Below are 24,443 nucleotides of genomic sequence, written 5' to 3'. Positions count from 1 at the left end.
GAGGATCCATCGAATAATGTCGAAAATATTGTGAATAACTTGGATCTTATTCACTGGATCGTCGATCATTTGCTGGCGATCTTGGTTATCAACAGGTAAAATTGCCAATCTTTTCAGATCAATTACTTCGAGTGGGGGCACCGTGTCATCTTCGCTTTGGTTGCAATGTTTGCAACAGCTTCAAGAAGAGCTACCAGCAACTGAATTCAGCATGTGGGTTCGTCCGTTACAAGCGGAGCTCAATGACAATACGCTCACTTTATTTGCCCCAAACCGTTTCGTATTGGACTGGGTACGTGACAAATATCTAAACAACATTAATCGTCTGTTGCAGGAATACTGTGGTAACGACGTACCAAGCCTACGTTTTGAGGTAGGTAGCCGTCGTGTGGCAGCGCCGACCCCTGCACCGAAACGTACACCTGCGGATGTGGCGGCAGAATCCTCTGCTCCTGCGCAACTTCAAGCACGTAAACCTGTTCATAAAACTTGGGATGATGACGCTCAAGCGATTGCTGACATCAACCATCGCTCAAACGTTAACCCAAAACATAAGTTCACCAACTTTGTTGAAGGTAAATCAAACCAGTTAGGTTTAGCGGCGGCGCGTCAGGTGTCTGATAATCCTGGCTCAGCGTACAATCCGCTATTTTTATATGGTGGTACAGGTTTAGGTAAAACACACTTATTGCATGCGGTAGGCAACGCGATTGTTGATAACAAGCCCAATGCAAAAGTCGTTTACATGCACTCTGAGCGTTTTGTTCAAGATATGGTTAAGGCGCTACAAAATAACGCGATTGAAGAGTTCAAGCGCTATTACCGCAGTGTCGATGCACTTCTTATCGATGACATTCAGTTCTTTGCCAATAAAGAGCGCTCACAAGAAGAATTTTTCCATACCTTCAATGCCTTACTGGAAGGTAACCAACAGATAATTTTGACATCTGACCGCTATCCGAAAGAGATCAGTGGTGTAGAAGATCGTCTTAAATCGCGTTTTGGTTGGGGTCTAACGGTTGCGATCGAACCACCTGAGCTAGAAACTCGCGTCGCGATCTTGATGAAAAAAGCGGAAGATCACCAGATTCACCTCGCTGACGAGGTTGCTTTCTTTATTGCTAAGCGTTTACGTTCTAATGTTCGTGAGCTGGAAGGGGCATTGAATCGCGTTATTGCAAACGCCAACTTTACCGGTCGTCCAATTACTATCGACTTTGTTCGTGAAGCGCTTAGAGATTTGCTAGCGTTACAAGAGAAGTTAGTTACCATTGATAATATTCAAAAAACGGTAGCTGAATACTACAAGATTAAAGTCGCGGATCTGTTATCTAAGCGCCGTTCTCGTTCTGTTGCGCGCCCGCGCCAACTTGCTATGGCTCTTGCGAAAGAGCTGACTAACCACAGTTTGCCAGAAATTGGTGATGCATTTGGCGGTCGTGATCATACGACTGTACTTCATGCATGTCGTAAGATTGAGCAACTGCGTGAAGAGAGCCACGATATTAAAGAAGATTACTCGAATTTGATTCGTACCCTTTCTTCTTAATTCGCAGTATCCTTAGCAACGAAATAACCAACGAATTCGGATAAGAGCATCCTATGAAATTTTCCATTGAGCGTAGCCACCTGCTTAAACCTCTTCAACAAGTCTCAGGTGCGTTAGGTGGTCGACCAACATTGCCTATTTTGGGCAACCTACTGTTAAAGGTAGAAGATAACGTGCTATCGATGACGGCGACGGATCTTGAAGTTGAGCTGATTAGCCGTGTGACATTGGAAGGTGAATTCGAAGCTGGCAGCATTACCGTTCCTTCTCGTAAGTTCCTCGATATCTGCCGTGGTCTTCCTGATGACTCGGTGATTACTTTTGTGTTGGAAGGTGATCGTGTTCAGGTTCGTTCTGGGCGTAGCCGTTTTTCGCTATCCACACTTCCTGCGAATGATTTTCCAAATATTGAAGATTGGCAAAGTGAAGTTGAGGTATCACTGACTCAAGCTGAGTTGCGTGGTTTAGTGGAAAAAACGCAGTTTTCTATGGCAAACCAAGATGTGCGTTACTACCTCAATGGTATGTTGTTTGAAATCGATGGTACCACCTTACGCAGTGTTGCGACGGATGGCCATCGTATGGCGGTATCACAAGTTCAGCTAAGTGCTGATTTTGCACAAAAACAGATTATAGTACCGCGTAAAGGTGTACTGGAGCTGGTTAAATTACTCGATGCACCAGAGCAGCCTGTTGTTTTGCAGATCGGTAGCTCTAATGTTCGTGCAGAGGTGAATAACTACGTATTTACTTCGAAGCTCGTTGATGGTCGTTTCCCTGATTACCGACGCGTAATGCCACAGAGTACGACCAAAACACTTGAAGCAGGTTGCGATGAGCTACGTCAAGCTTTCTCTCGTGCTGCTATTCTATCGAACGAAAAATTCCGTGGTGTTCGAGTGAATCTTGCTGATGCGGAAATGCGTATTACCGCGAACAACCCAGAACAAGAAGAAGCTGAAGAGATGTTAGATGTCAGTTTTGAAGGTGAGCCTATCGAGATTGGTTTTAACGTGAGCTACGTTCTCGATGTGCTTAATACAATTCGTTGTGAGAAAGTACGAGTGTCAATGTCGGATGCCAACGCCAGTGCGTTGATTGAAAATGCCGATGATGACAGTGCTATGTACGTGGTAATGCCAATTCGACTCTAGCATGCCGCTTTCACGTCTTATTATTCAGCAATTTCGAAACATTAAAGCCTGTGATATTGAACTATCAGCAGGCTTTAACTTTCTTATTGGGCCCAATGGAAGTGGCAAAACTAGCATTCTTGAGGCCATCTACCTGCTTGGGCATGGTCGCTCTTTTAAGAGTTCTCTGACAGGCAGAGTGATTCAAAATGACTGCAATGAGCTGTTTGTTCATGGGCGTTTTTTGAACTCGGATCAATTTGAGCTACCAATTGGCATTAATAAGCAGCGTGATGGCTCAACAGAGGTTAGAATAGGCGGTCAGTCTGGACAAAAGTTGGCACAACTGGCACAAGTATTACCTCTGCAGTTGATCCACCCTGAAGGGTTTGATTTGCTGACCGATGGTCCTAAACATCGCCGTGCATTTATTGACTGGGGTGTGTTTCATACCGAGTCTGCATTTTATGATGCATGGGGTCGTTTCAAGCGTCTCAACAAGCAAAGAAATGCGTTATTAAAAACAGCAACCAGTTATCGAGAACTGAGTTACTGGGATCAAGAAATGGCTCGTTTGGCTGAGAATATTAGCCAGTGGCGTGCGACATATGTCGAGCAAATGAGGGTAAAGGCTGAAGAAATTTGTCAGACATTCTTACCCGAATTTGAGATTCAACTGAAGTATTATCGTGGATGGGATAAAGAGACGCCATACCAAGATATACTGGAAAAAAATTTCGAGCGTGATCAAGCATTAGGGTACACATTTAGTGGTCCTAATAAAGCGGATTTGCGCATTAAAGTGAATGGCACACCTGTTGAGGATGTACTGTCACGTGGTCAGTTAAAGTTAATGGTTTGTGCATTGCGTGTGGCTCAGGGACAACATCTTACTGAAATGACTGGCAAGCAATGTATCTACTTAATTGATGACTTTGCATCTGAATTAGATAGCCAACGTCGTAAGCGCCTAGCGGATTGCTTGAAAGCGACGGGGGCTCAAGTTTTTGTAAGCTCTATTACTGACAGTCAAATTGCAGATATGCAAGACGAAAATGGCAGGATGTTCCATGTGGAACATGGCACAATAGAGCAAAATAAATAGCGGAAGAAAACTCATGTCTGAAAATTACGATTCATCGAGTATTAAGGTACTAAAGGGTCTGGATGCGGTTCGTAAGCGTCCTGGTATGTACATCGGCGACACGGATGATGGCACCGGTCTGCACCACATGGTTTTCGAGGTGGTGGATAACTCAATTGATGAAGCGTTAGCAGGTCACTGTAAAGACATCATTGTGACAATTCATGAGGATAACTCAGTTTCTGTAAGCGATGATGGTCGTGGTATTCCGACAGAATTGCACCCAGAAGAGAAAGTCTCTGCGGCTGAAGTTATCATGACGGTACTTCACGCTGGTGGTAAGTTCGATGACAACTCATACAAGGTATCGGGTGGTCTACACGGTGTAGGTGTTTCGGTAGTAAACGCACTATCAGAAAAAGTTACGCTAACTATCCACCGCGGTGGTCATATCCACACTCAAACTTACCATCACGGTGAGCCTCAAGCGCCATTAGCTGTGGTTGGCGATACTGATAAAACGGGTACTCAAATCCGTTTCTGGCCGAGTGCAGAGACTTTTACTAACACGGAATTCCACTACGATATTCTTGCTAAGCGTCTACGTGAACTGTCTTTCCTAAACTCAGGTGTCTCGATTAAATTGATCGACGAGCGAGAAGAAGATAAGAGTGACCACTTCATGTTTGAAGGTGGTATCCAAGCATTCGTTGAGCATCTTAACACCAACAAAACCCCAATCATTGACAAGATCTTCCACTTCGACTTCGAACGTGAAGATGGCATTGCTGTTGAAGTTGCGATGCAGTGGAACGATGGTTTCCAAGAGAACATCTACTGTTTTACTAACAACATCCCTCAACGTGATGGTGGTACGCACTTAGCGGGCTTCCGTGCAGCTCTAACACGTACCCTGAACTCGTTCATGGACAAAGAAGGCTTCTCGAAGAAAGCGAAGACAGCGACATCCGGTGATGATGCGCGTGAAGGTCTAACTGCGGTTGTTTCGGTGAAAGTGCCAGATCCTAAGTTCTCAAGCCAAACCAAAGACAAGCTGGTTTCATCAGAAGTGAAATCTGCAGTTGAATCGGCAATGGGTGAGAAACTGTCTGAGTTCCTAGTTGAGAACCCGACAGAAGCGAAGATGGTTTGTTCTAAGATTATCGACGCAGCACGTGCTCGTGAAGCAGCGCGTAAAGCTCGTGAAATGACTCGTCGTAAAGGTGCGTTAGACCTAGCGGGTCTACCTGGTAAACTGGCAGACTGTCAGGAAAAAGATCCAGCGCTGTCTGAACTCTACATAGTGGAGGGTGACTCGGCAGGCGGCTCCGCAAAACAAGGCCGTAACCGTAAGAATCAAGCAATCCTACCGCTAAAAGGTAAGATTCTTAACGTTGAAAAAGCACGTTTCGACAAAATGCTGTCTTCTCAAGAAGTCGCAACGCTTATCACAGCACTTGGTTGTGGTATCGGTCGTGACGAGTACAACCCAGACAAGCTGCGTTACCACAACATCATCATCATGACCGATGCCGACGTCGATGGTTCGCACATCCGTACGCTACTATTGACCTTCTTCTACCGTCAAATGCCAGAGCTTATTGAGCGTGGCTACGTGTACATTGCTCAGCCACCACTTTACAAAGTGAAGAAAGGTAAACAAGAGCAGTACATCAAAGATGAAGATGCAATGAACCAGTACCAAGTGGCTCTTGCTCTAGACAATGCTTCTCTACATGTAAACCCAGAAGCGCCAGCGCTATCAGGTGAAGCTCTAGAGAAGCTAGTTCAGCAATACAATGCGGGTATCAAGCTAGTGGATCGTATGAGCCGCCGTTACCCACGTGCACTGATTCATGAGCTAATCTACACGCCACGTCTAACGGCAGAGCAGTGTCATGATGCAGCAGCAGTAGAAGCTTGGACTAAGCAGCTTGTTGAGCAATTAAATGCTAAAGAAGTGGGTGCAAGCCAATACAGCTTCGAAGTAGAACAACACGCTGAGCTAGGTTTAAGCCTACCTAAGATTGTCGTTCGTACTCACGGTGTGACTCATGAGCATGCACTGAGCATTGACCTAATCAACTCGAAAGAGTACGGCAAGCTAGCAAGCCTGTCTGAAGCATTAGAAGGTCTGATTGAAGAAGGCGCTTACATTAAACGTGGTGAGCGTACTCAACCAGTATCAAGCTTTGTTGATGCACTAGAGTGGTTAATTAAAGAGTCACGTCGTGGTCTAAGCCTACAGCGCTACAAAGGTCTAGGTGAGATGAACCCAGATCAGCTTTGGGAAACCACTATGGACCCAGAAACGCGCCGTATGATGCAAGTAACCATTGAAGATGCAGTCGGTGCTGATCAGCTGTTCACAACGCTAATGGGTGACCAAGTTGAACCTCGTCGTAACTTCATTGAAGAGAATGCGTTAAAAGTAGCAAACTTGGATGTATAAAGTTCCTAGTGACTAGCAGCGAGTCTCTAGAAAAAGCGCAGGTCGAAAGATTTGCGCTTTTTTACTTTTATCCCTTGAAACTAATTTACCCCAACCACATATCTATTGTTGAAGAGGGAGGCTGTCTTGCTCAAAAGAGAAGAAACAGAACCTCTGGACTCGCTGATAAGGTATCGCTCAAGAGAGGATAACCTTAGAGGCACACAATTGAATCGATTTATTACTACGTCCCAGCGCTAACAGAGCCCGAGGAGTAGAGGATAAATCCCTTAGTCGGCAACGATCTATACAAGGTAGATCCGCGCAAACTCACGACTAAGACTATTGCTTACTAAAAGGATAGCATTATGAGAACTGTAGATTTCACCCCACTTTACCGCAACGCAATTGGCTTCGATCGTCTATTCAACATGATGGAAGCAAATACCTCGAAGAACACTTCTGGCGGTTACCCTCCGTACAACATCGAGCAAAAAGACGAGAACAACTACCGTATTACGATGGCAGTTGCTGGCTTTGCTGAAGACCAACTCGATCTGACTCAAAAAGAAAATATGTTGATCGTGAAGGGTGAGCGTAAAACAGAAGCTGAAAAGACCTACGTATACCAAGGTATCGCAGAGCGTGATTTCGAACGTAAATTCCAGCTAGCAGACTACGTAAAAGTGGTGGGTGCAAGCATGGAAAACGGTCTACTACATATTGACCTAGAGCGCGAAATCCCAGAAGCGATGCAACCACGTAAAATTGCGATTAATGGCAAGAATTTGATTGAGGGCTAAATGCCATCAGCTTTAACTAGCTGAGTATATCCGGGAAGAAGAGTGAAAGAGCACCCTTACCTTGAAAAAGGCGGTGCTCTTTTTTGTATCTAGCGTTATAGGATATGTATGACCTGTGTAGCGATTGCGGCAAGTATGCGTAGACATTGCGCTAGTGCTTATCCCTAGTAGTGAATCTTGCTCAAGCGACTTGGAAAGCAATCGTTATTCAGGTCACTGCTAGGTATTATCCTTGCTGGTATGCCTTCTCAACTTCCTCAGCAATGATCTTAATGCCTTTCTGCATCATCTCATCATCTTGCACATAGTTCATACGTAAACACTGGTGAGCGTGTTCCCAGTCATCTTCCTGACCGATAAAGAAATACTCTCCAGGTACAATCAAAACCCCACGAGCTTTAAGACGCTGATAAAGTTCCATAGTTGTGATTGGAAGTTCATCAAACCATAACCAAAGGAAAATAGCGCCTTCCGGTTTATGAATACGAAAACGCGGATCGGTAATTGCGTTTTGCAGCAGTTCAACAGCACGAAGTGACTTTTGTTGGTAGAAAGGTTTAATTACCTCTGAACTGAGTTTTAGTAAGTTCCCTTTTTCAATCATATGATGAGCGATCGCTGGCCCAATGCTCCCCGGTGCTAAACTGATAATGCCGTTCATATTCGTCAGTGCTTGAGTTATTTCTTCATTGGCGATGACAATCCCGCAGCGAACACCCGGTAGACCTAGTTTTGATAGGCTCATGCATAAGATAGTGTTCTTATTCCAAAATGGCTGTACATCTTCGAAGATGATATTTGGGAATGGCAGTCCGTAAGCGTTATCGATAATCAGTGGAATGTTGTTTTCACGTGCGAGTTTGTCCAACTTGTGAATCTCTTCATCCGTTAGAACATTACCTGTAGGGTTAGTCGGGCGTGATGCACAGATAGCCGCCACGGACTCATCAACTTTAAGTTGCTCAAAGTCGACGTGATATTTGAATAGGCCATTATCGAGTAATTCTATCTCTGGGTGGTAAGAGATAAAGATGTTCTCATCAACCCCAGCATCGCCATAGCCAATATACTCAGGAGCCAAAGGCAGCAGAATTTTTTTGTGCGAGCCATCTGGCTGCTGACCTGCAAGCAGGTTAAATAAGTAGAAAAAACCACTTTGACTGCCATTTGTTAGACTGATGTTCTTCTCGCTGATATCCCAACCATAAGTCTCTTTCAATAATTTAGCGAGTGCTTTAACAAATGCATCTTTGCCTTGCGGACCATCATAATTGGCCATGGCTGCGATCAATTCGCCACTGGCGAGCATCTCTTCACTGGTTTGGCGAAAGTCTTCGAGCATAGCTGGAATCGCGGCTGGGTTACCTCCACCGAGCATAATGGCTCCTGGGGTACGCAGACCATCATTTAAATCATCCATCAATCGTGTGATACCAGAATACTGATTAAATTTTTCACCAAACTTCGAGAATTGCATTTGTAGTTATACCTAATTCATTGTGATTGCTTTAAGTGTAATGAGTTACTAGAAACAGCTAGTAAAGCGAATAATCCTTGAACATACCTTAATGTGAGTACAACGCAAAGAGCCAATCTAAGCATGGCAGAAAATAATTTACTTTCTGATCACAAATCCAGTCTCATTGGATCGATGTTTGGAGTGTTATCGTGAGCAATCTGTCGCGAGTTCGCTGGAAGGTAAAGAAAAAGGGAAGCATTTGCTTCCCTTACTCTTGGTGATTTCAGTCGATTCTTACGATTAATGCTTACTTCTGTAGTAGTGAGATATCAGCAATTTGCAAGAATAGGTTACGTAGATTGTTCAGTAGCGTTAGACGGTTTGTCTTAAGCGCTTCATCATCCGCCATAACCATTACGTTATCGAAGAACGCATCGACAGGTTCACGTAGGTCTGCAAGCTTGCTTAATGCTTCTTGGTAGTTACCTGTCGCAAATGCTGGTTCAAGAGCTTCAGTCATCACTTCTACGCTTTCAGCTAGTGATTTTTCTGCGTCTTCTTGGAGAAGAGCTAGATCTATCTCTGCTGCCAGTTCACCATCGAATTTAGCAAGGATGTTACCGACACGTTTATTCGCTGCTGCCAGTGCTTCTGCCGCTTCCAATTCACGGAAGTGAGATACCGCTTTAACACGTTGGTCAAAGTCTGCTGGTTTGGTTGGACGACGCGCTAGTACTGCTTGGATGATATCTACGCTAAAGCCTGCATCTTGATACCAAGCGCGGAAACGACCCAACATGAACTCGATAACATCTTGCTCAACGTTGTCATTGGTCAGCTTGTTACCAAACTGGATTTTTGCTTCGCGGATAAGATCAATGAGGTCTAGGTTGTAGCCGTTTTCAACGATGATACGTAGTACACCTAGAGAAGCGCGGCGAAGTGCAAATGGGTCTGAGCCTTTAGGTGCTTGGCCAATACCAAAGATACCGACGATAGTGTCTAGCTTGTCCGCCATAGCGACTGCTGAAGAGATACCTGTGCTTGGTAGCTCGTCACCAGCAAAACGAGGCATGTATTGCTCGTACAGCGCCAGTGCAACTTGTTCGTCTTCACCGTCATGCTTGGCGTAATGCATGCCCATAACCCCTTGAGTATCGGTAAATTCGAATACCATTGAAGTCATTAGGTCACACTTCGCCAATAAACCTGCGCGAGTTGCTTTTTCAACATCAGCGTCGATCTGCTTAGCGATGTAGCCAGCAAGAGCGGTAATACGGTCAGTTTTGTCTTTGATCGTACCAAGTTGCTTTTGGAAGATAGCTTGTTCTAGCTCAGGAAGACGATCGATAAGAGGACGCTTGCGGTCAGTGTTAAAGAAGAATTCTGCATCCGCTAGACGTGGACGTACAACCTTCTCGTTACCTTCGATTACGTAGCGTGGCTCTTTTGATTCGATATTCGATACAAAGATGAAGTTTGGTAGCAACTGCTTGTTTTCATCGTATACAGGGAAGTACTTTTGGTCACCTTTCATGGTGTAAACCAAAGCTTCAGAAGGCACTTTTAGGAACTTTTCTTCAAACTTTGCCGTAAGTACAACAGGCCACTCAACAAGAGAAGTCACTTCTTCTACTAAGTCGTCTTCTAGATCGGCAATACCACCAACGGCGGCCGCTGCTTTTTGTGCGTCAGCGAGAATGATCGCCTTACGTGCTTCGTAATCTGCCATTACTTTACCGCGTTCTTCTAGAATCGCTGGGTATTGCTCTGCAGAGTCGATAGTGAACTCTTGTTCACCCATGAAGCGGTGACCACGGATAGTGCGGCTTGACGCAACTCCAAGGATTTCACCTTCGATCAGATCCGAATCCATAAGCATGGTTAGCGTTTTCACTGGACGGATAAATTGTGTTGCTTTATCGCCCCAACGCATTGGTTTTGCGATTGGTAGATCAGCAAGAGCTTTAGCAGCAAGTTCCACAACGATTTCTGAGGTTGCTTGGCCTTTTACTTCTTGTTTGAACAGTAGCCATTCACCCTTGTCCGTGACCATGCGCTCAGCTTGGTCAACTGTGATACCACAGCCGCGAGCCCAGCCTTGTGCTGCTTTGGTTGCGTTACCTTCAGCATCGAAAGCAGCAGCAACAGCAGGACCACGCTTTTCAACGACTTTGTCTGCTTGACCTTCAGCCAGTGCTGACACTTTAAGAGCTAAACGACGAGGAGCGGCATACCATTTCACTCCTTGGTGTTCAACGTCTGCACCTTTTAGCTCAGCTTCGAAATTTGCTGCGAACGCTTCTGCTAATGTACGAAGTTGCGTTGGTGGTAGCTCTTCTGTACCCAGTTCAATTAGAAATTCTTTAGCCATGATTACTTCTCCTCACCTTCTTTTTTACACATAGGGAAGCCAAGCGCTTCGCGAGATGCGTAGTAGGCTTCTGCAACAGACTTAGTTAGGTTGCGGATACGAAGGATGTAACGTTGACGCTCTGTTACAGAGATTGCTTTACGTGCATCAAGTAGGTTGAAGGCGTGTGCCGCTTTCAGGATGCGCTCGTAAGCAGGTAGAGGAAGAGGTTTCTCAAGCTCTAGTAGTTGCTTAGACTCTTTTTCACACTGATCGAAGAAGCTAAATAGGAAATCTACGTCTGCGTGCTCAAAGTTGTACGTTGATTGCTCAACTTCGTTTTGGTGGAAGATATCACCGTAAGTGACTTTGCTACCGTCTGGAGCGACGTTCCACACTAGATCGTAAACGGAGTCCACTTCTTGAATGTACATCGCTAGACGTTCGATACCGTAAGTGATTTCGCCAGTCACTGGTTTACACTCAAGGCCGCCCACTTGCTGGAAGTAAGTAAACTGAGTCACTTCCATGCCGTTTAGCCATACTTCCCAACCAAGACCCCATGCACCTAGTGTTGGGTTTTCCCAGTTATCTTCTACGAAGCGGATGTCGTGAACTAGCGGGTCGATACCAAGAACTTCAAGCGAGCCTAGGTACAACTCCTGAATGTTATCCGGAGATGGTTTTAGAGCTACTTGGAACTGATAGTAGTGCTGCAGACGGTTCGGGTTTTCACCATAACGGCCATCGGTTGGACGACGTGAAGGTTGAACGTAAGCTGTCGACATTGGCTCTGGGCCAAGTGCACGTAGACATGTCATTGGGTGAGAGGTGCCTGCACCTACTTCCATATCTAGAGGCTGAACGATTGTGCAGCCATTTTGTGCCCAGTAATCCTGCAGCGCGAGGATCATTCCCTGGAAGGTTTTGATATCGTATTTTTGCATAGTAATTCGCGCGATTCTTGTGTCTAAAATTGATAAAAAAATAACAATCAAGTATACCCAGATATTAGGCATGGGAGTAGAGGTAATCTTGACTAATTCATAGGCAAAAATCCCCTTTAATAGAATTTTTCTGCCTTATCTAACCAAATTTTCCTAAAAGGGAGTTTATTTGTAGTTTCCTACTTGAGAATCGCTAAGGGGAGCGATAGAATTCCGCAGTCTTTGGGGAGTAGCTTACCTATTTATCAACACTGGGATAATAGGTTCGTTCGTCAACATAATTGATGCAAAATCATCATGGCGTTCGAGACGAGTAGTGACAGATAACAATCAAAAACGTCACTCGTGTTTAGCAAGACCTTAGACAAATCATCATGAACCGGGGTGGGGCATGAGGTTTGTCTTTGGTTAAAAATAATCCCTACCTCAAAAGAGCATGTCTTGAGCGTTTTAGCTATTTCTATTACCACCGTCGCACTGGCGGAAATCGGTGATAAGACTCAATTATTGTCACTCCTGTTAGCGAGTCGATACCGTAAACCTATACCTATTATCGCAGCCATTTCTCTTGCCACTATTGCCAACCACGCGTTAGCAGCATGGCTAGGTGTTGTCGTTGCTGATTATCTTTCACCGCAAGTTTTAAAATGGGTGCTGGTGGTCAGTTTCGTCGCTATGGCTGCCTGGGTACTGATACCAGACAAACTTGATGACGATGAACAGATTTCGAATCGAGGACCTTTCATCGCCAGCTTTATTGCATTTTTTGTCGCTGAGATCGGAGACAAAACGCAAATCGCAACCTCAATTTTAGGTGCGCAATATGCGGATGCTCTGAGTTTGGTTGTTCTTGGCACCACAATCGGTATGCTTTTGGCCAATGTGCCCGTGGTACTGATAGGTAAGCTGTCAGCAGACAAAATGCCACTGGATTTGATCCGAAAAGTGACCGCTTTGCTATTCATCGCCTTAGCGACTGGTGCTGCAATTTACTCGTAGTTTGCTAAGGATATGGTGTTAAATATCAATAGCTAGCCTTTAAAATGCGTCAGTTCAAAGTATGGATTGAAATCGTTCGTAGACGTGATCGCTGACATATTAGTGTCATGTTTGTCATGGTAATTTAACCGTGTGATTGATAGCGAGAGGGCGATACGATGCTTACACGTTATACGGGGATCACCCCTAGAAGTCAGAGTTACTTGTTCACCTTTGGCCTTGTGTTGTGTTTGCTGGCTATGGTGCTAACGGACATGTGGTTGCCCATTGTTGCGGGTACGTTCATTTTGACTGGCTTGACGGTTGAGGCTTGGATTCGAGTCGCTCACATAATACCGATGCATGAAGAGATGCGTGCCATGAGAAAGCAGATCAATAAACTTCAGGCTGAAATTCACACCATAGAATACGACGAATAAAGTAACGGCTGCCCTAGGGCAGCCGTTTTTTCATCTCTTGCTAATGGCCTCTATGCCATTCCTTTCTTAATTAAATATAGGTATGGCAGTTGTTCTGTCTGAGAGCCGATTAACTGATGATCCATAAAGCGGCAAAAACTAGGAATGTCGCGTGTCGTTGATGGGTCATCAGCTTTAACAAGCAGAACCTCACCATCTTGCATGTTTCGAATTGTCTTCCTGACCATCATCACTGGCTCTGGGCAGCGTAGTCCTTCTGCCTCTAATGTTTGATTTGCCTGCTCGATATTGAATGTCATGGTCGTATCTTTGGTTACTTAATTTGGCCTAGATAATACTAGTGAAGAAAAAATATTCAATAACCCCTTGGCAAACGGGTCATTTTGTTTTAACTTGGTTAACAAGTTGGTAACATTTAAACAAGGGAGCTATTATGTTGACAGCATTATATCGGTTAACAATCTATTCAGTGTTGTGCTTTATCTCTTTCTGCGCTCTTGTTTTACGTTCACCAGCAGAATCGTCTTCGTTTATGCCGCTACTCGGCATGGGTGCGACGGTTGTAGGGATCTGGCTCGAGATGCATCGCTGGCCGAGTGCATCTGAAGAGCAAGAGAATGGATGATTGCGCTTCCAACCGTCATTCATTTCTGTCACTACGCTCAACTACATTCCGACACTATCCCCAGTTTTCTTGGGCTTCCCCGCTGAAAAGCGGGATTTTTTTTGCCTGAAAAAGGTACAATTGCAGACACCTTTTCAAAAAATGATGGTTAAACGTGGAATTAGAAGACATTTATCGTCGTGACCTTAGCTTGTTGGTGGCTCTTCGTGTTCTTATCGAGGAATGCAGCGTCAGCAAAGCGGCAAACCGCCTCAATCTCAGTCAATCGGCTATGAGTCGAGTGCTTGGGCGTTTACGTGAAATGCTCTCCGATCCACTGTTTACTCGGCAAGGTCAGCACTTGATTCCAACGCAAAAAGCGCTGGAAATCGATCAGGCTTTGGGTGAACCTCTCGAATCTCTTCGTCAGTTGTTGTCACCATTAGAGTTTGAGCCAAGGAGCTGCGATCAGACGTTCAATATAGCGACCACAGATTACGCGATGCAAACCATACTGCCCTTTGCTCTACCGCGAATCTATCAGGAAGCGCCGAATGTTTCGTTTAACTTCCTACCTTTGCAACATGACAGACTCGCTGATCAACTGACTTATCAAGGGGCAGACTTAGCCATCTGCCGACCTATTGGCCCAGTCGAACCACTACGCAGTGAAATTCTTGGTCGGGTAGGTGTGCTTTGCTTGCTCTCAAAACAGCATCCTTTAGCAGATAAAGAGATGAGCCTATCGGATTATTTGACCTATCCGCATGCGATGATAGCGATAAGTGATGGAGTTAAGGCACTGATTGAGCAGGCTTTGATTGATCAACCTGAGCGGAAAATGGTGTTAAGGGCATATCATCTTGAGGCGGCATTGGCGATTGTGGGTACCATGCCAATCATTATTACCGTGCCTGCTGATTTGGCGTACTTAGTTGCTGAACGTTATGACTTGCTCATCAAGCCGTTGCCATTTCAGTTTACGCCCTTTGATTATTCAATGATTTGGCATCCCCGCTGTGAACATTCACCTTCTCAGGAGTGGCTGCGTGGGATAGTTAAAGAAGAATGTAGTCGTTTAATTGCCAAGCGAATAGAAGATATTGGGTTAGACTAGACAGGCAGAATCAATAAGAGCCAGCATTACAGGTGCTGGCTCTTTGAGTTTAGCTGTCGCTAAAGTTTGATCACCACTCGACCTGTTACTTGACCATTGGTGATATCTTCAGCGTATTTTGGCGCATCTTGAAGCTCAATCTCTGTACATGCTTGTTCAAAGTAGCTATCTGGAAGGAGCTCAACCAGTCTCTCCCATGCCGCAATACGTTTTTCGGTTGGGCACATCACCGAGTCAACGCCTTGTAGACGTACGTTACGTAGAATAAACGGCATGACGGTTGTTGGTAGGTCAAAGCCGCCAGCAAGCCCACATGCTGCTACAGCGCCGTTATAATCCATTTGTGCAAGAACTTTCGCTAGCACTTTACTGCCTACGGTATCAACCGCCCCCGCCCAAACTTGTTTTTCTAGTGGACGCGCAGGTTCTTCAAACTCCGCTCGATCAATGATTCGGCTAGCGCCAAGTTTCTCTAGTAGTGGACCATTTTGTTCGACACGTCCGGTGACAGCTGTGACTTGATAGCCCAAAGCTGCCAGCAGCGATACGGCAACCGAGCCAACCCCGCCACTCGCACCTGTTACAAGTACTTCACCGGACTCTGGTGTGATGCCAGCATCAAGCAGAGCTTGCACACACAACATGCCAGTAAAACCTGCGGTTCCTACCATCATGGCTTTTTTACTGTCGATACCTTTTGGTAGTGGGACTAGCCAGTCTGCTTGTAAACGAGCACGCTGAGCCATGCCACCCCAGTGGTTTTCACCCACACCCCAGCCGGTGAGTACAACTTTGTCACCCGCTTGGTAGCGGTTGTCTTCAGAGCTGACAACGGTTCCCGCCATATCAATACCAGGCACCATTGGAAAATTACGGATAATTTTGCCTTTACCAGTGATAGCCAAACCATCTTTGTAGTTGAGAGATGAGTAATCGACGTCGATTAGGACTTCACCTTGAGGAAGTTGTGATTCATCGATTTGCTCGATGGAAGCAATAGTGCGTTTGTCTTCTTGGTTTAGGATCAGTGCGTTAAACATTTGTCGTCTCCACCACGGGCAGCAATTAAAAAACAGAATTGAGTGTAGACCTAAATAAGGCATGACTAAAATGAAACTTTAGCATTATATCTATGCGTATCATGCATTCTGTCCAATAAGCTGACAGGTTAGTGCTCACGGTTCAGAGCGAAAAATCACTAAAGCCAAATAAAAAAGCCTCTTACTGAAAGCAAGAGGCTGAGTATTGAGGGTATCCTGACTAGGAAAGGAAGAACTTATACGACGGGTTGTCGGTTTCGTCTTTGCATTGATAACCCAACTCACGCAGATGAGCTGAGAATTGAGAGAGATCTGACTCATCCAATTCAAAGCCACACAGTACTCGACCATAGTCAGCACCATGGTTGCGGTAGTTGAACAGGCTAATATTCCAGTGTGTCCCTAGGGTACTTAAAAATTTAAGAAGAGCGCCGGGGTACTCAGGAAACTCAAAACTATAGAGACGTTCTTTCAGTGGTTTAGATGGCTTTCCACCAATCATGTAGCGAATATGCAGTTTTGCCATTTCGTCATCTGACAAATCAACCACTGGGTAACCGCCGTTACGTAGATCATGGATGATATGTTCTAACTCTTCTTGACCACCCTGCAGACGAACACCGACAAAGATATTCGCTAAAGAATCATCATTGTAACGATAGTTAAACTCAGTGACAGCACGGCCACCAATTAAGTTACAAAATTCGAAGAATGCCCCTTGGCGTTCAGGAATCGTGACAGCTAACAGGCCTTCACGTTTTTCACCGAGTTCGCAACGCTCGGAGACGTAACGCAGACCGTGGAAGTTAGTGTTTGCGCCTGATAAAACGGTTCCAAGGTTTTTACCCTTGAGTTCATTCTTTTCTGCAAATTTCTTTAGTCCAGCCAGAGCCAGTGCACCAGAAGGTTCGGCAATCGCACGGGTATCTTCAAAGATATCTTTTACCGCAGAGCAGATTTCATCGCTGGATACCGAGATGTGTCCATCGATGTATTTTTGACAAAGGCGGAATGTCTCTTCTCCGATACGTTTTACGGCTACGCCGTCAGCAAACATACTCACTTGGTCTAAAACGACAGGCTCTCCTGCGTCTAGAGCGGCTTTCAGACAAGAGGAATCTTCAGGCTCAACAGCAATGACTTTTATCTCAGGCATCAGTTGTTTGACTAGAACAGCAACGCCCGCAGCAAGACCACCACCACCAACAGGGACAAAGATGTAATCGAGATGACCATTTTGTTGCAGCATCTCCATTCCAATTGTTCCCTGACCAGCAATGACCAAAGGGTGATCAAATGGAGGAACAAAGGTGTAACCATGCTCAGTAGACAAACGTTCAGCTTCCGCTTTAGCTTCATCAAAGTTGCTGCCATGTAGAACCACATTGCCGCCAAATCCGCGTACCGCTTCTACCTTGATATCCGGTGTCGTTTTAGGCATGACAATGGTAGTCTTTATGCCTAGTTTCGTGCCCGATAGCGCCATGCCTTGTGCATGGTTGCCTGCCGACGCAGCGATCACGCCTGCCGATTTCTGTTCATCGTTCAAACTCGCGACCATATTGTACGCACCTCGCAGTTTGAACGAGTGCACGGGTTGGCGGTCTTCACGTTTAATTTGAACGTTATTGCCAATACGAGCCGAAAGACGGGGCATATCCTGAAGTGGCGTAACGGTCGCCACTTCATAAACTGGAGCTCTTAAGATCTGGCGCAGATAGTCTGCGCCAGTTTGTTGCGTAAGCGTCATAAGCTAGCCCTCTAGCTTAGATTTATCTCGTACCGCACCTTTGTCAGCACTGGTAGCCATACTCGCGTAAGCTTTTAGTGCAAATGATACTTCACGTTGACGATCAGCTGGTTTCCAGCCAAGTTCGTCTTGTTTTGCACGGCGCTCAGCAAGTTCCTGTTCTGAAACCTCAAGAGAGATTGAACGGTTAGGAATATCAATTGCGATCATATCACCTTCTCTTACCAGACCGATAGCACCACCGTTAGCTGCTTCAGGAGAAGCGTGACCGATAGATAGGCCCGATGTTCCGCCTGAGAATCGACCGTCAGTCAGCAGGGCACACTCTTTACCTAAACCCATCGATTTGAGGTAAGTCGTTGGGTACAACATCTCTTGCATACCAGGGCCACCTTTAGGGCCTTCGTAGCGAATAATGACCACATCACCAGCTTTCACTTTGCCGCCCAGAATACCTTCAACGGCATCTTCTTGGCTTTCAAAAACGACAGCCGGACCGGTAAATTTAAGGATGCTTTCATCCACCCCTGCTGTTTTCACGATACAACCATCGAGAGCGATGTTGCCTGAAAGAACGGCTAAGCCTCCCTCTTGGCTGAAGGCATTCTCTTTCGTGCGGATACAACCTTCTTTGCGGTCATCATCAAGGCGATCCCAACGGCAATCTTGTGAGAATGCTTTGGTCGTACGAATGCCAGCAGGGCCCGCGCGGAAGAATTTTAGAACCTCTTCATCTTCGGTCTGCATGATGTCGTATTTGGCTAACTGCTCTTTCATAGAAAGACCCAGTACGGTATGTGCGTCGCTGTGTAGCAGTCCTGCGCGGTCAAGCTCACCAAGGATAGCCATTACACCACCAGCTCGGTGCACGTCTTCCATGTGGTATTTCTGCGTAGATGGCGCCACTTTACATAGATGCGGTACCTGACGAGATAGGCGGTCGATATCTTCCATATCAAAATCCACTTCACCCTCTTGTGCTGCTGCTAGCAGGTGCAGGATAGTGTTAGTTGAACCACCCATCGCAATATCCAATGCCATCGCGTTTTCAAATGCGTCAAACGTTGCAATGTTGCGTGGTAGTGCAGATTCGTCATCTTGCTCGTAGTAACGACGTGTCAGTTCAACAATGCGTCGACCTGCGTTAAGGAATAGCTGCTCACGGTCTGCGTGCGTTGCCAGCATTGAACCGTTACCCGGCTGAGATAAGCCTAGAGCTTCAGTCAGACAGTTCATTGAGTTAGCTGTGAACATACCTGAACATGAACCACAGGTTGGACACGCTGAACGCTCGATCTGTTCGCTTTGTTCGTCAGAAACTTTCGGGTCAGCCCCTTGGATCATGGCATCAACAAGGTCTAGTTTGATGATTTGATCAGAAAGCTTGGTTTTACCCGCTTCCATAGGGCCGCCAGAGACGAAAATTACCGGGATGTTGAGGCGCATTGACGCCATTAGCATCCCCGGCGTGATTTTGTCACAGTTCGAGATACAGACCATGGCATCAGCACAGTGAGCATTGACCATGTATTCTACTGAGTCAGCAATCAGTTCACGTGATGGTAGCGAGTAGAGCATGCCACCGTGACCCATCGCGATGCCATCGTCTACCGCGATCGTATTAAACTCTTTAGCGATACCGCCTGCTTTCTCAATTTCACGAGCGACTAACTGCCCCATGTCTTTCAGGTGAACATGACCTGGTACAAATTGGGTAAATGAGTTCACTACCGCAATGATTGGTTTACCAAAGTCTTCATCTTTAACACCGGTCGCACGCCATAAAGCGCGTGCACCCGCCATATTGCGTCCATGAGTGGTGGTTGCTGATCTATATTTAGGCATCTTACTACTTCCTTATTTTGCCAGTGCGTTCTCTGGGTAAACGTAATCTAGCCAACCCCATTTATCTTCCGTCGTACCGTTGAATAGGCCGAAGTAAGCTTCTTGCAGCTCTTTAGTGATAGGGCCGCGTTTACCGCTACCCACTTCAATTTTGTCGACCGTCGCAACAGGAACGATTTCCGCGGCGGTACCTGTCATGAATACTTCGTCTGCAAGGTACAGTGCTTCACGAGCGATGTTAGCTTCACGCACTTCGTAACCACGATCTCGAGCGATGGTCATGATGGAGTCACGAGTAATGCCTGGTAGGATCGCGCTGGTTGCTGGTGGAGTACAGATAACACCATCTTTAACCACAAAAATGTTTTCACCAGCACCTTCAGATAGGTAACCATCAACGCTGAGTGCGATGCCTTCAGCATATCCGTGGCGACGAGCTTCACCACCAACCAGTAGAGAAGAAAGGTAGTTACCACCAGCTTTTGCTGCGGTTGGAATGGTATTTGGTGCAGCGCGGTTCCAGCTAGAAATCATGGCGTCTACACCTTTTTCTAGCGCATCTTCGCCTAGGTAAGAACCCCAAGGAAAGGCAGCAATGATGAGATCCATCTCTGTGCCGGTTGGTGGACAAACACCAAGGCCAACGTTACCCACAAAACCGAGTGGACGGATGTAAGCGCTATCCAGTTTGTTTTGACGCAGAGTTTCACGCGTTGCTTCCATGATTTCTTCAATCGTGTATGGAATCGGGAAACGGTATATTTTTGCTGAATCTTTCAGACGCTTCGCATGCTCTAGATGACGGAAGACAATTGGACCATTTGGTGTGTTGTAGCAGCGTACGCCTTCAAATACTGAAGTGCCGTAGTGCATCGCGTGAGTCAAAACGTGTACGTTAGCCTCCGCCCAAGGAACCATCTCACCATTAAACCAAATGTAATCTGCTGTTTTTGTAGCCATTATTGCCTTCCTTATGCACAAATCTTTTGTTGTAAGTTGTTATTTGGTAATTCATCTCGCGCAATTTGCGTGACTTCAACGGTGCGCACGTCCCAAAGCTTCTCGATCTGATTGGTTAGGAACGAGATTGGGCGGTCGCTATCAACGATGATCTCTACGCTGGCGATTCTGCTTTCGTGGTTTTGTGTGCCTGCCACCTGTTTAACCGTGAAGCCACGGTGACGAACAACGCGAAGTACACGTTCTAGCAGAACGGGTTTGTCGTCTGCTTTAATGTCGATTAAGTATCTTTCCATGTTATGTGTTCTCCAGCATGTCATTGTTTGATGCACCTGGTGGTACAAGTGGCCAGACATTTTCTTCCTCATCGATTAGAACATGAAGAAGATAAGACGTGTTACTTTCTAGCATCTCTTTTAGTGCTGGCTCAACTTCTTCTTTCTTAGTGATGGTTTTACCAGGAATATCAAAGGCTTTAGCTAGCATTACAAAGTCAGGGTTGTCATCTAGGATGGTCTCGCTATGGCGGCCATCAAAAAACAATGATTGCCATTGGCGCACCATGCCTAAGCGTTGGTTGTTGAGTAGTACGATTTTTACAGGAATTTGGCGACGTTTTAGAGTCCCAAGCTCCTGCACATTCATCATAAATGAACCATCACCCGTAATGAGAATAGACTGATCATCAGGACGAGCTACTGCGGCGCCCATTGCTGCTGGCAAGCCAAAGCCCATGGTGCCAAGTCCTGCTGAAGTGATGAAGTTCTGTGGATCACGAGGCTGAATATGCTGAGCTGCCCACATTTGATGTTGGCCAACATCTGTTGAAACAATCGAGCTATCTGGCATGAGATCAGAAAGTTGTTTGAGCAGTCCCGGTGCATAGATCAGATCACCTGGATGGTCATAGCGCCACTTAAACCCACTGCGCAGACTTTCACTGTGTTTAACCCAAGGCGTAATATCTTGAGTGAGTTCAAGATGAGGAAGAACGGCTGGAATTTCTGCACGAACTGGAGCGTTTGCTTGGCGAAGTTTATGGATTTCAGCTGCGTCGATATCGATATGGATAACTTTGGCATTGGGAGCGAAAGTATCTAGCTTACCAGTAACACGGTCATCGAAACGTGCGCCAACAGCAATCAGAAGGTCACACTCTTGAACAACAAGGTTTGCAGCCTTGGTTCCGTGCATACCTAGCATACCTAGGTAATGTGGGTCGTGACGTTCGATAGTGCCTAAGCCTTTCAGCGTACTCACTGATGGCATTGGGTTAAGGCGCAAGAATTCGCGCACAGCATTGGTTGCGTGACCTAGTTGTACGCCACCACCAACATAAAGAACAGGACGAGAACTTTGTGAAAGAAGCTCCTGAGCTTTCGCTATTGCTTCTTGGCTGGCAACGGGCATTGCAGGTGGGGTAAATGGTGGTAGTAGCTCAACAGGAGCTTGCCCAAGCTGTACATCTTTAGCGATATCGACAATGACAGGGCCTGGACGGCCTGTTTTAGCAACTTCAAACGCTTCGGCCAATGTGGGCGCGAGGTCATTGATGTCAGTGACTAGATAGCTGTGTTTGGTACAGGATAGTGACATCCCTATGACATCCATTTCCTGAAAGGCATCAGTACCAATGTGCGAACTCGCAACCTGACCAGTAATGGCAACTAGCGGAATAGAGTCCATGAAAGCATCGGCCAAACCTGTCACTAAGTTTGTTGCTCCCGGACCTGAAGTCGCCATACATACTGCGACATCCTGGGTCGCGCGCGCCATACCAATTGCAGCCATTGCTGCACCTTGTTCATGACGACAGAGGATATGTTCAACGCCACCATCATATAGGGCGTCGTATATCGGCATTATGGCACCGCCAGGGTAACCAAAAACGGTTTTGATTCCTTGCTGTTGTAGAGCAGCTACGACTAGCTCTGCACCTGTCATCCTCTACCCCCTCGGCTGTCCTTATCTTGATGTTGTGTTTTATTGCACGTCATGTGCGCTCCCATTCTTCCTGCAAGCTCTATTTATGAGCTTTAAATTTATGTCAGCCAAATTTTTCAGCGACTAATTGTAAAAAAACCCCCGGACTTTGCAGTGCGGGGGTTTTTTCTATTCTGTGGTTATCTTTCGCCCACTAGACCCCGCGCGGTGTCAATAATGACCACGATAATCAGGGCAATCAGTGCGTTAGTGCGAGCGTTAAAGTTCATCTTATTTTCTATAGTTATGTGTGCCGAATAGGGCACGAAAATGTTTGCGTCTCTAGTGGTAACATACATATCCGTTAAATGACAAGCAAAAACTCATTCTTTTTTCACATTCTTTCAGCATCTAGCCAAGCTATATAACAACCTTGATAAGAAAATGAACTAACTATCAGGGGGATAAATAATGAGCATCTACAAGATGGATTCACTATGGGATTAGCCATTATTCACAGTCGAGCCTGTGTGGGTGTTGAAGCACCTTCGGTGACAGTCGAAGTACATATTAGTAATGGTATGCCCGGTTTTTGTTTGGTTGGGTTACCCGAAACGACGGTTAAAGAATCACGAGATAGAGTTCGCAGCGCCATTGTTAATTCACGCTTTGAGTTTCCCGCTAAACGAATTACGGTGAATCTTGCTCCTGCCGATCTTCCTAAAGAGGGAGGAAGGTTTGATCTGCCCATTGCGTTGGGTATCTTGGCCGCTTCAGAGCAAATACCTACCGTCGCGTTATCTGAGCGAGAATTTATTGGTGAATTGGCACTGTCAGGTGAACTGAGATATGTTAAAGGTGTTCTACCTGCTGCTTTAGCCGCAAATCGTGTCAAACGTAGCTTAGTTGTACCACATCAAAATGGTGATCAAGCGGCGTTGGTTGGGGCGGAACGGCATAAATCAGCTCACAGTCTACTTGAAGTGTGTGCAGACCTTTCGGGCCAGCAACCCTTGTCTCTTCACCAAAGCGAATACAAGGAGAGTCAGTCGCATTTACAGCGTGACATGCAGGACATTATTGGTCAGCAACAAGGCAAACGCGCCTTGGAAATAGCCGCTGCTGGCAACCACAATTTGCTTTTTCTAGGCCCTCCAGGGACGGGTAAAACGATGTTGGCGTCGAGGCTGTGTGACTTATTACCCGAGATGTCGGATCAAGAAGCGCTAGAAACCGCTTCGATAGCCTCACTGACACAACAAGAGATTAATGTTCATAATTGGAAACAGAGGCCATTTCGCGCTCCACACCATACAAGTTCAATGGCAGCCTTAGTGGGAGGTGGCTCTATTCCGAGGCCGGGTGAAATTTCACTCGCCCACAATGGTTTGTTGTTTCTTGATGAGATGCCAGAATTTGAACGCAAAGTGTTGGATTCTTTGCGGGAACCTCTTGAGTCCGGTGAAATTATTATTTCACGCGCGCAAGGAAAAACGCGATTTCCGGCACGTTTTCAGTTGGTTGGCGCTTTGAACCCTAGTCCTACGGGGTATTACGAGGGCAATTTATCTCGAGTTAACCCACAAGTTATTTTGCGCTATTTGAGTCGTTTGTCAGGGCCTTTACTTGACCGATTCGATATGTCGTTGGAAATCCCTGCCTTACCAAAGGGGACCCTAGCAGAGGGGGGTGACAGAGGAGAATCGACCTCGGTTGTCAAACAGCGAGTGCTGCTAGCGCGTGAAAAAATGCTCTCGCGTGCCAACAAGGTTAATGCTTTGCTCACTAGTCGAGAAATCGAGCGTTATTGTCCACTGCAAAAGCAGGATGCGCAGTTTCTAGAAAATGCTTTGCATCGATTGGGTCTATCGATTCGTGCTTATCACCGAATCATTAAAGTTGCTCGTACCATTGCTGATTTAGAAGATTCACCTCAAATAGAGCGTAATCATCTTGCTGAGGCCCTTGGTTATCGTTCTATGGACCGACTGCTGCGACAACTTACCGAACAAGCGGTATAGATTGAA

20 protein-coding genes are annotated in these 24,443 nt (G+C 46.0%); 10 read left to right on the top strand and 10 right to left on the bottom strand.

The window, feature by feature from the left end; translation table 11 throughout:
- Positions 1 to 142 precede the first annotated feature (142 nt).
- From dnaA to DA100_RS14905, 5 genes are all read left to right on the top strand, one after another.
- Positions 143 to 1,549, top strand: a complete 1,407-nt coding sequence (gene dnaA, locus DA100_RS14925; RefSeq protein ID WP_138972859.1) for a chromosomal replication initiator protein DnaA — start codon at positions 143 to 145, stop codon at positions 1,547 to 1,549.
- Positions 1,550 to 1,602: 53 nt separating this feature from the next.
- Positions 1,603 to 2,703 carry a DNA polymerase III subunit beta gene (dnaN, locus tag DA100_RS14920; RefSeq protein ID WP_138972858.1) on the top strand — a complete coding sequence of 367 codons (1,101 nt, stop codon included), beginning with the start codon at positions 1,603 to 1,605 and terminating at the stop codon, positions 2,701 to 2,703.
- A 1-nt stretch (position 2,704) separates the two neighbouring features.
- A complete protein-coding gene (gene recF / locus DA100_RS14915) occupies positions 2,705 to 3,787 on the top strand; it encodes a DNA replication/repair protein RecF (RefSeq protein WP_138972857.1) in 1,083 nt (360 codons plus the stop codon).
- Positions 3,788 to 3,800: 13 nt separating this feature from the next.
- Positions 3,801 to 6,218 (top strand): DNA topoisomerase (ATP-hydrolyzing) subunit B, encoded by a 2,418-nt coding sequence (gene gyrB / locus DA100_RS14910; protein ID WP_138972856.1) that lies wholly within the window; start codon positions 3,801 to 3,803, stop codon positions 6,216 to 6,218.
- A gap of 347 nt (positions 6,219 to 6,565) precedes the next feature.
- Positions 6,566 to 7,000, top strand: a complete 435-nt coding sequence (locus DA100_RS14905; protein WP_138972855.1) for an Hsp20 family protein — start codon at positions 6,566 to 6,568, stop codon at positions 6,998 to 7,000.
- A 226-nt stretch (positions 7,001 to 7,226) separates the two neighbouring features.
- Here the strand turns inward: DA100_RS14905 and DA100_RS14900 are convergent, their stop codons facing one another.
- The 3 genes from DA100_RS14900 to glyQ all read right to left on the bottom strand — a co-directional run bounded on the left by DA100_RS14900 (position 7,227) and on the right by glyQ (position 11,759).
- Complete coding sequence (locus DA100_RS14900) at positions 7,227 to 8,477, bottom strand: valine--pyruvate transaminase (protein WP_138972854.1); 1,251 nt, start codon at positions 8,475 to 8,477, stop codon at positions 7,227 to 7,229.
- Positions 8,478 to 8,766: 289 nt separating this feature from the next.
- Positions 8,767 to 10,833 carry a glycine--tRNA ligase subunit beta gene (gene glyS / locus DA100_RS14895; protein WP_138972853.1) on the bottom strand — a complete coding sequence of 689 codons (2,067 nt, stop codon included), beginning with the start codon at positions 10,831 to 10,833 and terminating at the stop codon, positions 8,767 to 8,769.
- Between the two features lie 2 nt (positions 10,834 to 10,835).
- Positions 10,836 to 11,759 (bottom strand): glycine--tRNA ligase subunit alpha, encoded by a 924-nt coding sequence (gene glyQ / locus DA100_RS14890; RefSeq protein WP_138972852.1) that lies wholly within the window; start codon positions 11,757 to 11,759, stop codon positions 10,836 to 10,838.
- Positions 11,760 to 12,200: 441 nt separating this feature from the next.
- Here glyQ and DA100_RS14885 point away from each other — a divergent pair, with 441 nt between their 5' ends.
- Positions 12,201 to 12,758: a TMEM165/GDT1 family protein gene (locus DA100_RS14885; protein ID WP_138972851.1), complete on the top strand. Its 558-nt coding sequence runs from the start codon at positions 12,201 to 12,203 to the stop codon at positions 12,756 to 12,758.
- A gap of 158 nt (positions 12,759 to 12,916) precedes the next feature.
- The gene (locus DA100_RS14880; protein WP_138972850.1) at positions 12,917 to 13,177 is read left to right on the top strand and encodes a hypothetical protein; all 261 of its coding nucleotides are present in this window, start codon (positions 12,917 to 12,919) and stop codon (positions 13,175 to 13,177) included.
- A 50-nt stretch (positions 13,178 to 13,227) separates the two neighbouring features.
- On the opposite strand, the gene tusA is transcribed toward DA100_RS14880, so the two are convergent.
- Complete coding sequence (gene tusA, locus DA100_RS14875) at positions 13,228 to 13,476, bottom strand: sulfurtransferase TusA (RefSeq protein ID WP_138972849.1); 249 nt, start codon at positions 13,474 to 13,476, stop codon at positions 13,228 to 13,230.
- A gap of 134 nt (positions 13,477 to 13,610) precedes the next feature.
- Here tusA and DA100_RS14870 point away from each other — a divergent pair, with 134 nt between their 5' ends.
- Both DA100_RS14870 and DA100_RS14865 read left to right on the top strand, forming a co-directional pair.
- Entirely contained in the window at positions 13,611 to 13,802 is a 192-nt protein-coding gene (locus tag DA100_RS14870) for a hypothetical protein (protein WP_138972848.1), read from the top strand.
- 154 nt (positions 13,803 to 13,956) lie between these two features.
- Positions 13,957 to 14,898, top strand: coding sequence for a LysR family transcriptional regulator (locus tag DA100_RS14865; RefSeq protein WP_138972847.1), 942 nt, complete (start codon positions 13,957 to 13,959; stop codon positions 14,896 to 14,898).
- Positions 14,899 to 14,957: 59 nt separating this feature from the next.
- On the opposite strand, the gene DA100_RS14860 is transcribed toward DA100_RS14865, so the two are convergent.
- From DA100_RS14860 to ilvG, 6 genes are all read right to left on the bottom strand, one after another.
- Complete coding sequence (locus tag DA100_RS14860) at positions 14,958 to 15,938, bottom strand: MDR family oxidoreductase (RefSeq protein WP_138972846.1); 981 nt, start codon at positions 15,936 to 15,938, stop codon at positions 14,958 to 14,960.
- Between the two features lie 220 nt (positions 15,939 to 16,158).
- A complete protein-coding gene (gene ilvA / locus DA100_RS14855; RefSeq protein WP_138972845.1) occupies positions 16,159 to 17,688 on the bottom strand; it encodes a threonine ammonia-lyase, biosynthetic in 1,530 nt (509 codons plus the stop codon).
- A 3-nt stretch (positions 17,689 to 17,691) separates the two neighbouring features.
- On the bottom strand, positions 17,692 to 19,533 hold the full coding sequence (gene ilvD, locus DA100_RS14850) for a dihydroxy-acid dehydratase (RefSeq protein ID WP_138972844.1): 1,842 nt from the start codon (positions 19,531 to 19,533) through the stop codon (positions 17,692 to 17,694).
- Positions 19,534 to 19,545: 12 nt separating this feature from the next.
- Positions 19,546 to 20,493 carry a branched-chain-amino-acid transaminase gene (gene ilvE / locus DA100_RS14845; protein WP_138972843.1) on the bottom strand — a complete coding sequence of 316 codons (948 nt, stop codon included), beginning with the start codon at positions 20,491 to 20,493 and terminating at the stop codon, positions 19,546 to 19,548.
- 11 nt (positions 20,494 to 20,504) lie between these two features.
- Positions 20,505 to 20,789, bottom strand: coding sequence for an acetolactate synthase 2 small subunit (gene ilvM, locus DA100_RS14840; RefSeq protein ID WP_138972842.1), 285 nt, complete (start codon positions 20,787 to 20,789; stop codon positions 20,505 to 20,507).
- Position 20,790: 1 nt separating this feature from the next.
- On the bottom strand, positions 20,791 to 22,437 hold the full coding sequence (gene ilvG / locus DA100_RS14835; RefSeq protein ID WP_138972841.1) for an acetolactate synthase 2 catalytic subunit: 1,647 nt from the start codon (positions 22,435 to 22,437) through the stop codon (positions 20,791 to 20,793).
- Between the two features lie 476 nt (positions 22,438 to 22,913).
- On the opposite strand from ilvG, the gene DA100_RS14830 reads away from it, so the two are divergent.
- Entirely contained in the window at positions 22,914 to 24,437 is a 1,524-nt protein-coding gene (locus DA100_RS14830) for a YifB family Mg chelatase-like AAA ATPase (protein ID WP_138972840.1), read from the top strand.
- Positions 24,438 to 24,443: the final 6 nt, after the last annotated feature.

The organism is Vibrio sp. Hep-1b-8, assembly GCF_006124995.1.
In the GTDB taxonomy this organism is placed as follows: Bacteria; Pseudomonadota; Gammaproteobacteria; order Enterobacterales; family Vibrionaceae; genus Vibrio.
This window is presented reverse-complemented; position numbering and strand designations above follow the sequence as displayed.